Source organism: Candidatus Paceibacterota bacterium, assembly GCA_035452965.1.
Lineage (GTDB): Bacteria > Verrucomicrobiota > Verrucomicrobiia > Limisphaerales > UBA8199 > UBA8199.
Genome location: DAOTCE010000004.1, coordinates 75,962 through 91,405 on the forward strand (window position 1 = coordinate 75,962; position 15,444 = coordinate 91,405).

Annotated in this window: 13 protein-coding genes; 5 read left to right on the forward strand and 8 right to left on the reverse strand. The window is 62.4% G+C overall.

What is annotated here, in order from left to right; translation table 11 throughout:
• Positions 1–22: 22 nt before the first annotated feature.
• The 8 genes from P5205_05370 to gmd all read right to left on the reverse strand — a co-directional run bounded on the left by P5205_05370 (position 23) and on the right by gmd (position 10,230).
• On the reverse strand, positions 23–928 hold the full coding sequence (locus P5205_05370; protein HSA09785.1) for an endonuclease/exonuclease/phosphatase family protein: 906 nt from the start codon (positions 926–928) through the stop codon (positions 23–25).
• Between the two features lie 6 nt (positions 929–934).
• Positions 935–1,858, reverse strand: a complete 924-nt coding sequence (locus P5205_05375) for an endonuclease/exonuclease/phosphatase family protein (GenBank protein ID HSA09786.1) — start codon at positions 1,856–1,858, stop codon at positions 935–937.
• Between the two features lie 9 nt (positions 1,859–1,867).
• A complete protein-coding gene (locus P5205_05380; protein ID HSA09787.1) occupies positions 1,868–3,124 on the reverse strand; it encodes an MFS transporter in 1,257 nt (418 codons plus the stop codon).
• 352 nt (positions 3,125–3,476) lie between these two features.
• Positions 3,477–4,946 (reverse strand): sulfatase, encoded by a 1,470-nt coding sequence (locus tag P5205_05385; GenBank protein HSA09788.1) that lies wholly within the window; start codon positions 4,944–4,946, stop codon positions 3,477–3,479.
• Positions 4,947–4,958: 12 nt separating this feature from the next.
• Entirely contained in the window at positions 4,959–6,371 is a 1,413-nt protein-coding gene (locus P5205_05390; GenBank protein ID HSA09789.1) for a gfo/Idh/MocA family oxidoreductase, read from the reverse strand.
• Positions 6,372–6,509: 138 nt separating this feature from the next.
• Positions 6,510–7,253 (reverse strand): methyltransferase domain-containing protein, encoded by a 744-nt coding sequence (locus tag P5205_05395; GenBank protein ID HSA09790.1) that lies wholly within the window; start codon positions 7,251–7,253, stop codon positions 6,510–6,512.
• On the reverse strand, positions 7,250–8,644 hold the full coding sequence (locus P5205_05400) for a glycosyltransferase (GenBank protein ID HSA09791.1): 1,395 nt from the start codon (positions 8,642–8,644) through the stop codon (positions 7,250–7,252). Before P5205_05400 ends, P5205_05395 begins: the two co-directional genes overlap by 4 nt.
• Before the next feature lie 572 nt (positions 8,645–9,216).
• Positions 9,217–10,230 carry a GDP-mannose 4,6-dehydratase gene (gmd, locus tag P5205_05405; GenBank protein HSA09792.1) on the reverse strand — a complete coding sequence of 338 codons (1,014 nt, stop codon included), beginning with the start codon at positions 10,228–10,230 and terminating at the stop codon, positions 9,217–9,219.
• A gap of 211 nt (positions 10,231–10,441) precedes the next feature.
• On the opposite strand from gmd, the gene P5205_05410 reads away from it, so the two are divergent.
• From P5205_05410 to P5205_05430, 5 genes are all read left to right on the forward strand, one after another.
• On the forward strand, positions 10,442–11,494 hold the full coding sequence (locus tag P5205_05410) for a TRAP transporter substrate-binding protein (protein ID HSA09793.1): 1,053 nt from the start codon (positions 10,442–10,444) through the stop codon (positions 11,492–11,494).
• Positions 11,491–12,018, forward strand: a complete 528-nt coding sequence (locus P5205_05415) for a TRAP transporter small permease (protein ID HSA09794.1) — start codon at positions 11,491–11,493, stop codon at positions 12,016–12,018. The genes P5205_05410 and P5205_05415 overlap by 4 nt, the downstream gene beginning before the upstream one ends.
• Entirely contained in the window at positions 12,015–13,316 is a 1,302-nt protein-coding gene (locus tag P5205_05420; protein ID HSA09795.1) for a TRAP transporter large permease, read from the forward strand. The genes P5205_05415 and P5205_05420 overlap by 4 nt, the downstream gene beginning before the upstream one ends.
• Before the next feature lie 10 nt (positions 13,317–13,326).
• Positions 13,327–13,812: a universal stress protein gene (locus P5205_05425; GenBank protein ID HSA09796.1), complete on the forward strand. Its 486-nt coding sequence runs from the start codon at positions 13,327–13,329 to the stop codon at positions 13,810–13,812.
• 315 nt (positions 13,813–14,127) lie between these two features.
• Positions 14,128–15,369 carry a leucine-rich repeat protein gene (locus P5205_05430; GenBank protein HSA09797.1) on the forward strand — a complete coding sequence of 414 codons (1,242 nt, stop codon included), beginning with the start codon at positions 14,128–14,130 and terminating at the stop codon, positions 15,367–15,369.
• Positions 15,370–15,444 lie beyond the last annotated feature (75 nt).

The window sequence follows — 15,444 nt, forward strand, 5'->3', positions numbered from 1 at the left end:
CTGCTCTCCTGCGCTCCAACTGTTAGATGGTCACGACAGCCGACACAAAATAATGGTCGCTCGGGAAGCGGCCATTGCGGCCGTCGCGAATCACTTGGGCCGAGAGTGGCTTCACGGGTCCCCGGCACCATATCCAGTCTATTCTGGTCCCGGGCCTGCCGTTGAGCTTCGTCGCGGCGTACTGTGGCCCGAGGAATGCGTGGGCGGTGTAGCCGGGATCTGCCGGCCCGTGCACTGCGGAATACGTATCGGTCCAGCCTCCGGCTGCCAGCAGTTTGATCGCGGGATTGGCGGCATTGGCGTTGAAGTCCCCAGTAAGCAGTTGTGGCAAGGTCCCGGGCAACACCGCGCTCGCCTGCACGATCAACTTCGCCTGATTTTCCCGAGCGACCTGACCGCGATGATCGAGGTGCGTGTTCCAGAGCCGGAACTCCTTCCCGGCCCCACACTCCCGGAGGTGGACCCAGTTCACAAACCGCGCTTCCGCTGAATCCCACGACTTGGTCCCAGCCACGTGAGGCGTCTGCGAGAGCCAGAATCCGCCCGCCGAGACCAGCTCATAGCGGGCGCGGGAAAAGAGAATGGCGTTGTGCGGATGGGCTGGCGCGTCGGGATTGGACAAAGCGAAGCTGTCGAGCTCGGGCAGGCGGGTCTTCAAGTGCTGAAAGTGAACATGCTGGCACTCCTGCAGGCAAACCAGGTCAGGCTTCTGAGCCCGCATCACCTCCGCGCAAAGTTCTTTGCGATCGGCCCAGCCGTTGCCCGCCTTGCCATCTGCGGGAACGTCCACGCGGACATTGCACGTGAGAACTTTGTGCATCCCGGACTTGCCCGGTGGGGCACTTCCCGTTGCGGCCAGCACGGGGCGTCCTAACCAGGGCAGCGCGGCGACGATCCCGAAATGCCTTATGAAGTCTCTTCGTCTCATCTTGCATCAGGGATTGAAAGCGAGCCTGGCGGCAATAAAGTAATGATCGCTCGGGTAGCGACCGCCGCGCCCATCGCGGATGATCTTCCAGGCAAGAGTCGAGACAGGGCCACGCGTGAGGATGAAGTCTATCGGACCGCGCTTGCGGGCGGCTTCCGTTTTGGGAGTGTATTTCGGGCCAAGAAAGCCATGCGTGGTGTTGCCGTTGTCGCGCGGCCCGGGGGCGGCGATCTGGGTATTAATCCAGCCCGCGTCGAATGCGAGCTTGAGAACAGTGTTGCTGGCGTCCGCGTTGAAGTCACCGGCCAGGACTTGTGGAAACTCCGGCGCGTATAGCGCGGCCTCTGCCAGGATCAGCTTGGTCTGCTCCTCGCGAGCGGGCTGGCTCTTGTGATCGAGGTGCGTACTGAGCGCCCGGAATTGCTTTCCCGAGGCGCGATCACGAAGCCGCACCCAGTTGACGTGCCGAGCGCGCGCGGATTCCCATGAAACTGAGCCCGGCAAGTGCGGTGTTTCCGAGAGCCAGAAGCCGCCCGCCGACACGAAATCGTACCGCCGGCGAGAGTACAGGATCGGATTCTTGGCGATGCCCTGGTAGCCGGTCGTCCGGCAATCCATCTCCGGACCCTCGAAGCCGAAGCTCCCGAATTCCGGAAAACCGCGCGCCAGGTCCTCCATCTGCTCACGCAGGACTTCCTGGAGGCATACAATGTCCGGCTTCTGCGCGCGAATCACATCCAGACACAGCTCGCGTCGCGCCTTCCAGCCGTTGCCGGCGGCGTCATCGTCGGGCAATATCACTCGGATGTTGCAGCTTAGAACCGTGTGAGAGACGGGCTGAGCATTGGTGGGCGCCGCGCGTGCAATGCGGCCCAGCCAGGGGAGCGAGGCCCCGAGACCGAGCGTTCTGATAAAGGTTCTGCGTTTCATGTGTTCGATTCAAGTTTGTGCGGGCGCATCCTTCTTCGGCTGCTCGCGCCGCACCATCGTCCATAATACGAGCGCGGCCAGCGGATGGAGTAAAGCCATAATGACGAACATCCAACTCGCGCCCAGTGTGCCCATGACCTGGCCAACATAGTAATTGAACAACATTGCCCCCGCCGCGCCGAAGCCCGCCGCGATGCCCAGGACGCTGCCGATATTACCGGTGGGAAAGGTCTCCGCAATCACCACGCTCAGCGAGAACAGCCAGCTCAGGCACACCGCGCCCGCCACGCTGAAGATGGCGAGCGTGGCCGCGGGATGCGCCAGATGTGGCGTGAGCGCACAAACGGGCGCCAACGCCGCCATGGCTGTAAGCATGAGCTTGCGCGCGTGTACCGGCGGTTTACCGCGCTCCACCAGCCAGTCCGACCAGGCGGCGCTGCCCACGCCGCCGAGGTCGGCCGCCAGGAAGGGGACCCAGCCGACCATGCCGATTTGCGCCAGGGTCAGCCCCGATTGCTCCTGCAAGTAACCGGGCAGCCAGAACAGGCAGAAATACCACACCGGGTCGCTGATGAAGCGGATGAGAAGAATGCCCCACAGGCTGCGCGTGCGCCACAGTTGCGGCCAGGTGAACTTCGGGACCTGCGCGGGCGCTGCCGAACCGGTGGCCGCTTGCGCCACCTCGGCAGGCGGGTCGCGGTAGATCATCCACCAGAGCGCCGCCACGACCAGCCCCGCCACCCCCGGCACAATAAAGGCGGCGTGCCAGTTCCACTTCAGCGCCAGCCAGGCAATGAGCGGTGGAGCAATAACCGCCCCGAAGGAGCCACCCGCCACGCAAAGGCTGTTCGCCGTGGCTCGCAAGCTGCCGGGGAACCAAACGGTCACCGCGCGCAGTTGAGCGGGGAACGCCATCGGCTCCGCCAACCCCAGCGCTCCGCGGCATAGGGCAAACTGCCCGAAGGTCTTCGTGAACACCGCCCCGATACACGCGCTGGACCAGGCCACGACCCCCGTGAGCATCATGCGCCGGGCGCCCCACTGGTCCACCAGCCAGCCCGCCACCGGATACATGCAGGCATAGCAGACGGTGAAGATATTAGCCAGCACCGCATACCCAGCGTCATCCAAATGAAATTCGCCTTTGAGCGTGGGCTTGAGGATCGAGACGATCTGGCGGTCAATGTAATTCAACACGATCGCGCAGAAGATGAGCACGAGGATCATCCAGCGTCGCTGGAGCGGAGGCAGGAATTCCTCTCTCATCGCAGCGGAACCGCGAGACCTGCATCTCGCTGTGCGTCATGACCGCTGCAACCAGTGGAGTTGTTCGGAGGGGGTTGCACTTCTGCTCAGTTGGTAGAGAAACCCAGGTTTGCTTGGATCTCCTGCCGCCAACGCGCGACTGTGAGCGATAGAGTGTGCTCCAGCTTTGCAGCATTCCGGCCAGGAGAATTCGTCTCCGCCCCGCCGCCTGCCGGGCGACTCAACGCAAGCGTCAACAAGATTACTTCCGCATGCATCGGGGCACGACTGTATCCAAAAGGCGGATGGAGGCGCAATATCGTGCGCATCACCCGGGACCCGCTCCTGCCTTCGCGGGCGGATGCGCGTCCGGTCAACCTTGCGGGTCGGCGGGGTCCCCCCGGATTTCAGCCTTCGCCCCTGGTTTCTGGACCCGGCGGAGCAGATTACGCAACTGGCGCACTGTCTTCTCATTGGCCGGATCGCGCGCAAGGTTGCAAAACTCATTCGGGTCCGCCTGATGATCATACAGCTCCGACCCCGCCTTGCCGCCATCCCATTCGGTGTAGCGGTATCTCTCGGTATGCACGCTGTAACCCATGACACGCTGCCCGGCTTTGCCACGCGTCACCTGAGAATACGCGGGGTGATGCCACGCGGCCGAGGTTGGCGCGTCGAGCAAAGGCCGCAGGCTGGAGCCCTGCAGATCTTTCGGTTTCTCCAGGCCCGCCCAGTCGGCGACGGTGGGATAAATGCCCAGCAACTCCACCGCCCGGTTGCATGGGGTGCCGTTCCCCTTGGCGGCGGGGTCGTAAACAATCAACGGTGTGCGAGGGGACGGATCGAACAGGAGTTGCTTCTGCCATTGCCCGTGCTCGCCCAGCAAGAACCCGTGGTCGCTCCAGAACACGATCAACGTGCTCTTCGCCAGACCCAGCCGATCCAGCGAGTCGAGGAGCCGGCCCACCTGGGCATCCACGAAGCTAACGGCGGCGTAATAGGCGCGGACACAGTCCTTCAGATCCTGCTCGCTGAGGCCGTAGTCGTCGGGCCGGATGTTGCGGGCGATATCCGGCAGCGCCTTCTCCGAAGCGGCGTCGCGCGGCGGCAGCTTGATGCTCTCTGGCGGGTAGAGGTCGAAGTATTTCTTCGGCGCGATCCAAGGGGTGTGCGGGCGGAAGAAGCCCAGCGCGATGAAGAAGGGCTTGTCCTTTTGCTCCTCAAGCAGGCGGATGGTTTCGGTGACACCCTTGGCGTCGGTCTGGTCCTCGTCTGGGCCATCCATGTCGAGCCAGGCCATCGCGAAGCCAATGGTGTTCTTGTAACCACCCCGGGTGAGCAGATGGATGTTGGCTTCCTCGGTCTTGTCCCGGCCAATGGGGTTGAACTTGTAGTCCCAGGACACCGGATCGTCTTTGCCATCGGTGCCGATCTCGCGCGGGACGCCGTAGTGGTAAAGCTTGCCGACGCGGGCGACGAAGTAGCCGTTCTGCCGGAAGAGCTGGGGCAGGGTAACTACGTTGGGCAGGGTGGAGCGGAAGTCGGTCTGCAGATCGTGCACGCGCGTGGTGTCGGGCCGCAGGCCAGTCATGAGCGAAGCGCGGCTGGGATTGCAGAGGGGGTACTGGCAGTAAGCGCGACGGAACATCACGCCGCGCCTGGCCAGGCGGTCAAGGTTGGGAGTTTTGGCGATCGGATCGCCGTAACAAGCGATGCGGCAGTTCAGGTCGTCCGCCGCGATGAACAGCACGTTCTTCCGCGACGAACCATCAACCCGGGCGGCTGCGGCACTCAGGACCAGCGCGCACGCCAGCGCCGCGGTGCCCGTCAGGCCGCGCTTCATAAGAGCCGCCTGCTAAATCTCTACGGTCTTTCCCGGGACAGGCGCCGGGTAGCGGCCCTGAGCATCGGCCTGGATGGGTGCGGGGCTTTTCTCGGTCAACTCATCCACGTTGGAGCAGAACTGGAAGTTGGAAGCCATCGCTTCCTCCCAGGTGACTATCTTGCCGGTGTGCACCGCGGCACGGCCCATGATCGAGCCGAGGTTCGAAAGGGCGGCGCGCCGGGTCTCATTGTGCGGCTTGTTCTGCCGAATCGCGCTCAGCAGGACATCCCATTCGGCCTGCCAGGGGTTGACGGTCTCCTTCGGCGCGCGCCAGGCGAGGTTGGAGCGCTCGGTGCGCTGGTCTTTGTAAATGTGCGTGGTGGGAGCGTGGATGTTGCCGGAGAACTGAGCGGCGCATTTCGTTCCGTGAATGTAGGTGGCGAAGTCCGTGTGGCAATTGGTGAGGCAGCGGTTAACAACCTGCGCCTTGGTGCCGTCGGGGAATGTAAACTCGACGCAGTAGCTGTCCAGGTTCTGGCCGCAATCGGTGCTGCCGGCCATGCGCCCCCCGACGCCGTGGGCCGATACCGGCCAGGCGTCTTTGATCCAGAAGCACTCGTCCATCTGGTGGATCATCAGCTCGATGAACAGGCCGCCGCCCGACCACATGAACTGGTAGGGGTGACCGGGGCTAAGCTGCCAGAGCAGCTCGTTCTCGCCTCGCGGGAACGGAGGCATGGCGTAGCTGGAATCCATGCGATAGGCCCGGATGAACTGGATGTCTCCCATCGCGTCGTCGCGAATCTTCTGGATCAGCGCCTGCCGGGCCGAGGAATGCCGGCACATCAGCCCGGCGGCGATCTTGAGGCCTTTTTTATCGGCGGCTTCTCCCGCTTTAAGGATGCGCTTTATGCCGCCCGGGTCGGACGCGAAGTCCTTCTCCATGAACACGTTGACACCTTTCTCGACCGCGTACTCCAGGTGCGGCGCGCGGAAGGCAGCGTGCGTGGCCAGCATCGCCACGTCCCCCGGCCGCAGGCAATCAATCGCCTTGCGATAGGCGTCGAAGCCGAGAAACCGGCGTTCGGGCGGCACATCAATCAACTTGTCCAGGGACTGGCTCAGCGCCGCGTGCGATTGGTCCAGCTTATCCTGGCGCAGGTCCGCCATTGCGACCAGTTTGACCGGACCGCCCGCCCCCGAGAGCGCGGCCCGTTTCGTGCCGCCGTCGTCGCCCAGCACCAGCCCGCCCGCCGACATCGCGTTGGCCACGGCGCCGCTGCCACGTCCGCCGCAGCCAATCAAGGCCAGGCGAATGGTGTTGTCGTCGGCGGCATGAACATGCGGCAGGGCCACCCCTGCCAACGCAGAGAGGGCAGCGAAGCGGCCGGTATCCTTCAGAAACTCGCGACGTGAGGTGGGGAGATTGGTGTGTCGGTTCATAAGTATTGCGCCGGATGCTACCGTCTCACCAAGCCCGCGCCAACCCCAAATAGGCTCCCAGCCAGGCCAGTGTTGGTGCCAGCTCTGGACTGTTTGGGAGTCCACCGAGATCAGGGCCGGCAGGCACGTTCCATTGGGCTACGTTGGCTGAAGCCCCACCAGGCAGCGGCCGCCGAATAGCCGCGGAAAGCGGGATAGGCTGGCATCGAGTTTCCGCAGACCCGTCAGGCAGCGGGCGGGGTAAAAGGCTGGTTTGGCGTATCCCCCTGACAGCAGGTAATGAAAACAACTGAACGCTTCCGCGTGAAAGACCTGCCAGCCCTCCGGCCAGCCGGGGACCTCCCGGCGGAAGAAGAGGCGGGTTGCATTCCCCTGTGCGGCGTAGTAATCGCGGGGCCGAGGCATTGATTCGCTCCGGAGAATCGGCTCCCGCCAGCCCACCGGTTCGTGGTGGAACAGCCCGTAGACCAGTGAACTGGTCCAACTAAGGTACGGCTCGAAGATGATCAACCGGCCTGCGGCCGGCGCCAGCACGCGCCGCGCTTCGCGCAGAAAGGCATTCGGCGCGCGCAGGTGATGAAAGACGTCGAACAGCACCAGGTGCGACAAGCTCCCCTGGCGGAATGGCAGTTCGTAGCCGTCGCACACCAGATCCAGCCACGGGTTGGGAAACAGGTCGGTCGCCAGCGCACCGGGGAGGTCCGTCTTGAGATTGCCGATCCCGGAGCCGATCTCGACGATCCGCCCGGGGATGGCCGGTTGAATCAGGGCGCGGATGCGCTGATAGAAACCGGCGTAGATTTCTTTCAGCAGGGGCTTTGCATTCCAGGCGCGCAGGTTGCGCTCAATCTCCGCCTGGTGTTGCGCCAGCGGCGCCGTCATGGGATGAATTTCAGGCGCCGGGCGGCGAACCATACCATGCGCAGCAGCAGCCAGCCGTGGCTCCAGCGGTGAATGTTCGTCGTCCCGTAGGTCCGGGCGCGGTAGCGAATCGGCAGGTCCACCATGCGCAGGTTGAGCTTTGCCGCGCCGAACAGCAGGTCGAAGTCGCCAAAGGGATCGAAGTCGCCGAAGTAGGACCGGTTCCGGGCAATCGCCTCGTAGTCGGCGCGGAACAGCACCTTGGTGCCGCAGAGGGTGTCTTTGATCTTCTGGCCCAGGAGCCAACTAAAGGTCAGGCCAAAGAACTTGTTCGCAATCATATTGAGGAATTGCATGGCCTGGTCTTCCATTGGATAGACCAGCCGCACGCCATTGACGAATTCCGCGGTGCCGGAACGGGCCGCCTCGTAATACTTCGGCAATTCCTCCGGCGGCATGGTCAAATCCGCGTCGAGGATGAACAGCAAGTCGCCGGTGGCCGCCGCGAAGGCTTCGCGCACGGCGCCGCCCTTGCCCCGGCTTTGCTGCTTGAGAATCTTGATCGTCCGCTGCGGGTACTTGGCCGCCATCCGCTGGATTTCGCCCCAGGTATCATCCTTGGAGTGCCCTTCGATGAAGATGAGCTCGGTTCCCAGTCCCATCTCCGGCGTGCGCCGGACCGCTTCCTCGATGTTGCCCGCCTCATTGCGCGCGGGAATGACCACCGAGCAGCGGTACTGCAGGCTCGGGCCCGGCTGCGGCCGTGGGCGGGCGATCACTCCTACCGTGACGCAGAAGGGCGGCAACAACGGCGCCAGCCACCGGTTGCAGAACCAGCTCCACAACGGGATCCGCAGCGGCCACACGATGCGCGCGTCGGTCTTGATGACTTCCCAGCCGGCCAGGTGCAGCAGGTTCACCGCGTCATCGCGGGAGAGCCAATTCTGCAACAGCGTTGGGGATTTCAGTCCAAGCCTCACGGCCACATTCAGCACCGGACGCCAGAGGTTGTTGAAGAAGCTCACCACCAGCCGCGTGCGCGGGTGCGCAACCGAGTGCAAACGCTCGAATACAGCCTGCACGTCGGGCAGATCATTCACCAGGTCCGCAAGGAGGATGTAGTCAAACTGCTCGGCGGCGGGCACTTCCGCCGCGTCGGCCACGTGGAATTGGAGGTCAGGATGTCGCTCCCGCGCCAGCGCGATCATCGCCGGGCTGAAGTCCACCCCCACGCCGCGGGCCGGTTTCACCGCCGCCAGCAAATCGCCCAAACCGCAGCCCACCTCCAGCACGCGCAATCCGGGCGGCACCCAGAAGGCGTACTGCCGCCGCAGCAACTGCTGATAGTAGCGGCCGGTTTCCCGCACGCGAAACTCAGCCCGCTGGTCGTAGAATGCACGCCGGTCAATCATGCGACTATGCTGGTAAACCAAAAGGGCCCCTCTGGCCAGTTTCAAAATCGCGCCTTTCACGGATAGCCGGGAACTACCTACGGTGCTTTTCCCACGCACATCCCGGAAAGTCGAAGCACAGGAAATACAAGGCCATCATTGGCCCCCAGCCGGAACCGGATCGGCCCTCCCAACTTCAAGCTTGCGCACTGTCCAAATTTTGGACAGTGGTGCCGCCTGCCTGCCATTTCCGGTCGCTGCTGACCCCGGCACCTTTGGCTTGGGGTTACGGTGACAGCACGGTGGGGCTACGGTGTGTATCCCATGGGGAGCGCTCCCCATGGGATACACACCGTAGCCTGACCGCACTGACAAGCGATCACCCAGCCATCCGCAGGCCAACGCCGGTTTGCGAACCCTGTAACGGCTTGGTCGCCTGTCCGGTGGGGGTGCTGGAGGCAAGAAAGGGAGCCCGAGACGGCGGATTGCCATCGGGATTACTCGGGAATCCGCAAAGAACCCAAGACAAGACATGCGGCAAGCTGGGAATCCAGCTTCGCCCGTTGGCCTCGGAGGCGCAGGCGGGCGGCATGTTAGCCGCTCACTCTGATCTCGCCTTGGCGGTGGCGGCGCAAGAGCTCCACGTCCGCGTCCACCATCAGCTTCACCAAGTCCACGAACCGGGTTTTGGGTTGCCAGCCCAGTTGGCGTTTGGCCTTGCTGTAATCGCCAATCAGCAAATCCACCTCGGCAGGGCGGTAATAGCGCGGGTCAATCTCCACGTGCTGCTTCCAATCCAAACCGGCGTGGGCGAAGGCCGCCTCCAGAAACTCCCGCACCGAATGCGTCTCGCCGGTGGCGATGACGTAATCGTCCGGCTGGTCCTGCTGCAGCATCAGCCACATCGCCTCCACGTATTCCTTGGCGAAACCCCAGTCGCGCTTGGCATCCAGGTTACCCAGGAACAATTTGCTTTGCAGCCCGGCTTTGATGTGCGCCACGGCTCGCGTGATCTTCCGCGTCACGAAAGTCTCCCCCCGCCGGGGCGACTCATGGTTGAAGAGAATCCCGTTGCTCGCATGCAGCCCGTAGGACTCGCGGTAGTTGACCGTGACCCAGTAGGAGAACACCTTCGCGCATCCATACGGGCTGCGCGGATAAAAGGGCGTTCGTTCCGTCTGCGGCACCTCGCGCACCATGCCGAACATCTCGCTCGAAGACGCCTGGTAGAAGCGCGGCCGGATGCCTGTCTCGCGGATCGCCTCCAGCAGGCGCACGGTGCCGGTGGCCACAATGTCCGAGGTGTATTCGGGACTGTCGAAGCTCACCCGCACGTGGCTCTGCGCCGCCAGGTTGTAAATCTCCTCGGGCTGAATCTTGCCGATCAACCGCGCCAGCGCGCTCGCGTCGCTCAGGTCGCCATAGTGAAGGAACATCCGGTTTTTCCCGGAATGCGGATCGTCGTAGATAGGGTCCAACCGCCCGGTGTTGAACGTGCTGGCCCGCCGAATCAGCCCGTGGACTTCGTAGCCTTTCGACAAGAGCAGTTCCGCCAGGTATGAGCCATCCTGCCCGGTGATGCCTGTTAGCAATGCCTTATTCGCCATAGTCAGCGGCCGAGAGCTTCAGCGACTTCACTCCGCAAAGCAAGCCCGGAGACAGCCCGGAAACAAACTCCCCGTGCGAACACAAGAGTTGTTGCGGTCCGCCGCCTGATGGAGCTATAAGGGTGCCGTGATGTGGCGCCAGGCCTGCACGAGCCAGCAAAGGCATGGGGCGCTGAAACAAGCCGAAACCTTGAACGCAGTTCTTATGAACATGAAAAAATGGACCGTGATGGCCGGGGCAACGTTGCTCACCGGTGTCTGCCTGACCGCCTGTAAACCCGCCGGAGAATCCCCAACTGCCGAGCCCGCAAAACCGGCGGGAGTGATTAAGCTGTCCTACAGCGTCTTCTTCCCGCCAACGCATGTTCAGTGCCTCGCGGCGACTGATTGGGCGAATGAAATCCAGAAACGCACCGCGGGCCGGGTGCAGATCACGATCTACCCCGCCGGTTCGCTTACCAAAGCCGACCAGTGTTACGAGGGCGTCATCAAAGGAATCTCTGATCTGGGCATGAGCTGCTTTGCCTACACCCGCGGGCGCTTTCCCCTGATCGAAGGATTGGACTTGCCGCTCGGTTACCCCGATGGCGCGTCGGCCACGCGCATCGCCAACGCGATGGTCCAGAAGTATCAACCCGCCGAATTAGCTGACGTGAAGGTCCTTTACGTTCACGCGCATGGGCCGGGCATTCTCGCGAGCAAAAAACCGGTCAAGTCGCTCGCGGATCTAAAGGGACTCAAAATCCGCGCCACCGGGCTGTCGGCGAAGATCGTCGAGGCGCTGGGCGCTACGCCGGTCGCGATGAGCCAGCCGGAGACTTACGAAGCCCTTTCCAAGGGCGTCGTCGAGGCCACGCTTTGCCCCATCGAGACGCTCAAAGGTTGGAAACAGGGTGAGACCATCGAATACGTCGTGGATTCTACGGCCATCGGTTACACAACGGCGATGTTTGTGGTGATGAACAAGGACAAGTGGGCCGAGTTGCCGGCGGAGGTGCAGAAAGTGTTCACCGACGTGAGCCAGGAATGGACCGCGAAGCAGGGCGCAGCCTGGGACCAGGCCGATCAAGCCGGGCGCGAGTTTGTCACCGGGCTCAAGCGCCAGTTCATCCAACTGCCGGAGGCCGAGCAGCAGCAGTGGAGGAATGCGGTCAAGCCGATCCTGGATGATTTCGTGAAGAAGACCAAGGAGAAGAACCTGCCCGGAGAGGCAATGCTGGCCGATATCCAGGCAGAGCTGGCCAAGACGACCAGGGCCAAATGAGTTCGCCGCCGGGTTTGTCGGCTGACCAGAAGGCCCCGCTTCGATTCTATAATCAGGCGCTGCGGATGCTGGTGATGGCGCTCGCCTACCTGGCGTGCGCGAGCCTGCTGGTCATGGTGCTGGTAACCACCGCGGAGGTCGTGCTGCGGATGTGCCGACTGTCGCTGACCGGCGCTTATGACATCGTCAAAATCGCCGCGGCGATCACCATCGCGGCGGCATTGCCTTACACGACCGCCATTAAGGGCCATGTGGCGGTCGAGTACTTCTTCCACAAACTGGGCCGGCGCGGGCGCGTCGTAGTGGACGCGTTGATGCGGCTGGGGGGCATGGCGTTGTTTGGCCTGCTGGCGTGGGGTTGCGTGGACTATGGCAACTCATTGCGGGCCAGAGGCGAGGTGAGCATGACGCTGCAACTGCCGATCTTCTGGGTGCCCTACGTCCTGGCCGTTTCCTGCGCGCTGGTGGTGCTGATCAAAGCGTATCACCTGACGCATCCGGGCAAACCGATGATCAAGCCATGAGCCCGCATGAAGGCGCATTGATTGGGTTTGCGTTGCTGCTGCTGTTGCTGGCGGGGTCCATGCCGGTAGGATACGTCATGGCGGCGGTGGGACTGATTGGCTTTGCGATGATGGTGTCGCCCCCGGCGGCCTTCAGCATGGCGACCATTGACCTCTACACCACCTTCTCGGACTACAACCTCACGACCATTCCCCTCTTTGTGCTGATGGGACAGATTGCGTTTCACAGCGGCATCAGCCGCGGACTGTTTAACGCCGCGTATCGTTGGCTGGGGCGGCTGCCGGGGGGCCTGGCGATGTCCACCGTCGGCGCTTGCACGACCTTCGGGGCCATCTGCGGTTCCGGGCCGGCGACATCGGCAACCATGGCGTCGGTCGCCCTGCCGGAGATGCGGCGCTATAAGTACGACATGCAACTGGCCACCGGCTGCGTTGCGGCCGGCGGCGGCATCGGCATGCTGATCCCGCCGAGCGTGGTGTTCATCGTCTATGCGATCCTGACGGAGCAATCCATTGGCAAGCTGTTCATCGCCGGGGTGGTGCCGGGCCTGATGATCGCGCTGCTGTTTTGCGGCGTGATCTACCTTCAATGCCGGCGCAAGCCCCAACTCGGCCCGCCGGGACCGGTCTTCTCGTGGCGCGAGAAGTTCGGTTCGCTCAAGGGAACCTGGGAAACACTGTCGTTGTTCCTGTTGGTGATGGGCGGCATGTTCGCCGGCTTCTTCACCGCCACCGAAGGCGCGGCCGTTGGCGCGGCGGGGACGATGGCCATCGCTTTCCTCAAACGCGAACTGACCTGGCGCAAGCTAATCCAATGTCTGAACGAATCCATCCGCACCTCGTGCATGGTGATGGTGATTGTCGCCGGGGCGATCATCTTCGGAAAGTTCCTTGCCGTGACCCAGGTGCCGTCGAACCTGGCCTCCTGGCTGTCGGGATTGTCGCTGCCCGGCTGGTGCATCATCGGATTGATTCTCGTCTTCTATCTTATTGGCGGATGTTTCCTGGACGCCCTGGCGCTCGATATTCTGACCATCCCGATCTTCTACCCGGTGATCCTGGCCCTGGGCTACGACATCATCTGGTTTGGAGTCATGATAGTGGTGGTGACAATGATGGGCGTGATTACGCCGCCGGTAGGCGTATGCGTGTATGTCGTAGCCGGCATGTCGCGCGACGTGCCGCTGGAAAAGGTCTTCCGTGGCAGCATGCCCTTCCTCTGGGCGCTCGTCCTGGCGGCTATGCTGCTCGTCATCTTCCCGTCCATCGCCACCTTCCTGCCCACACTCATTAGGTAATGGAGGAATTATGAACCTTCCCTCGCTGCCCGAGTCGCGCTTCAAACGCATCCTCTTCTGCACCGACTTCTCCGAAAGCGCGGATGCCGCGTTTGATTTTGCCATGGACGCGGCCGTCCGCCGGCCCGACTCGACGCTGTACTTGCTCCACGTCATTCAGGAGCCGGACGCGCAGTACTGGAAATCCCAGCTCGCCGAGGTGGAGAACATCAACGACGAGGCCAAGAAGGCAATTGATGCGAAAGTCGCCGCGGCCTACCTGTCGCGCGTGCCGAAAGGCCTGGAGGTGAAGGTGGAATTCCGCATCGGCCCGGATGCCGCGACCATTCTTGAATTCGCCAAATCGGCACAGATTGATGTCATTGTCCTTGGCCGGCACGGGCATGGCAGCGTGAGCAAAGCGCTTTTTGGCAGCGTAGCCGAGAAGATTGTTCGCAAGGCTGAGTGCGCCGTGCTGGTTGTGCCCTTGAGCTACGCGCAGACCCCGCCGGCCTGACCTTGCCGCGCCCGGGTTGCGCCGCCCGTCTATCCGTACTTTCCCCGGCTGTCCCTGCGTAGTTCTTCGTGTTGTCTTGGCCGCGCCATGGGGGGATGCTGCTCCGAGTGGAAGAACCTGTAATGATCAGGTCCGCCCCTGAGTGATTTCGGCAAACGCGGAACTGGCGAGTTGGACCGCCTGATTGGCGACGCGCGCGCCTGAAATCCCGGAGGAAGGCCTCACCCGATATTGAGCGGCACGAAGGCGATATGAGCAAAAGCGCAGACCTGGACAAAGGGGGGCTGGAGACTTTGTCCTGGAATACAAGGCCGTATGGAAAGATTAGTTAGGAACTTCTTGTGCCTGTTGCTCATGCTTCCCGTAACGGCGGGGGCGTATTTCAGCTACACGACTAACAACGGTTCGATCACCATTACGGGATACACCGGTCCCGGCGGTGGCGCGATCATTCCCAGCACGACCAACGGACTGCTGGTCACCAGCATCGGACTCTGGGCGTTCGCTCAGTGCCCAGACCTGACCCATGTCACGATCCCGAGCAGCGTCACGAGCATCGGGGTCAGGGCGTTCTATTCCTGTCCCAAACTGACCGCCATCACGGTGGATGCTGGCAATTCCGTCTACAGCAGCGCCGCCGGGGTCTTGTTCAGGAACAACCAGACTACCCTGATCCAGTGCCCGACAGCTAAGAGGGGCAGTTACGAAGTTCCTCATAGCGTCACCAGCATCGAGGACCATGCGTTTTCCTCGTGCTCCTACCTGACCAACGTCACGATTGGCAGCAACGTCGCCCACATCGGAAGCTATGCCTTCCACGCCTGCACCAACCTGGCCAGCGTCACAATCCCCGACAGCGTCACCAGTATCGGGTGGGGCGCGTTCCATTCCAGCGGCCTCGCCAGCGTCACGATCCCCGACAGCATCACCAGCATCGGCGACGTTGCGTTCCAGGGCTGCACCAACCTGACCAGGGTTGAAATCCCCAATAGCGTCACCAGCATCGGGTATTATGCGTTCTGTTATTGCACCAGCCTGACCAACATTACGATACCCGACAGCGTTGCCAGCATCGGAACCCATGCGTTTGATTACTGCAGCAGTCTGGCTAGCGTTACGATCGGCACAGGCGTCACTACTATCGGAGAAAATGCGTTCGTCTACTGCACCAACTTGACAGGGGTTTATTTCCGAGGCGACGCCCCAGCCGATATTGACACGCATGCCTTCCTGGCCGCCGACCAGGCGACCATCTACTACTTGCCGGGAACGAGGGGCTGGGGCCCGACATTCAACAATCTTCCCACCGCGCCATGGTTGCTTCCATCCCCCGTGATCTTGGGCTTCGGCCCCGACTTTGGCATCCAGGCAGACGGATTTGGGTTTGTTGTTTCCTGGGCAACAAATGCCTCTGTCGCGGTGGAGGCCTGCACTAATTCCGGAGGCGCGACCTGGATTGCCTTGAGTACGAACACCCTTTCCAATGGTTGGTTCTACTTCAGTGATCCTGCCTGGACAGATTACACCTCCCGTTTTTACCGCCTCCGCTCGCCCTGACATTTCGCGCCTGCGCGGCAGCAGTTTGGAATGGGCCGGTCCCGAAACACGCGAACCATTGTTCGAGATTGAGGA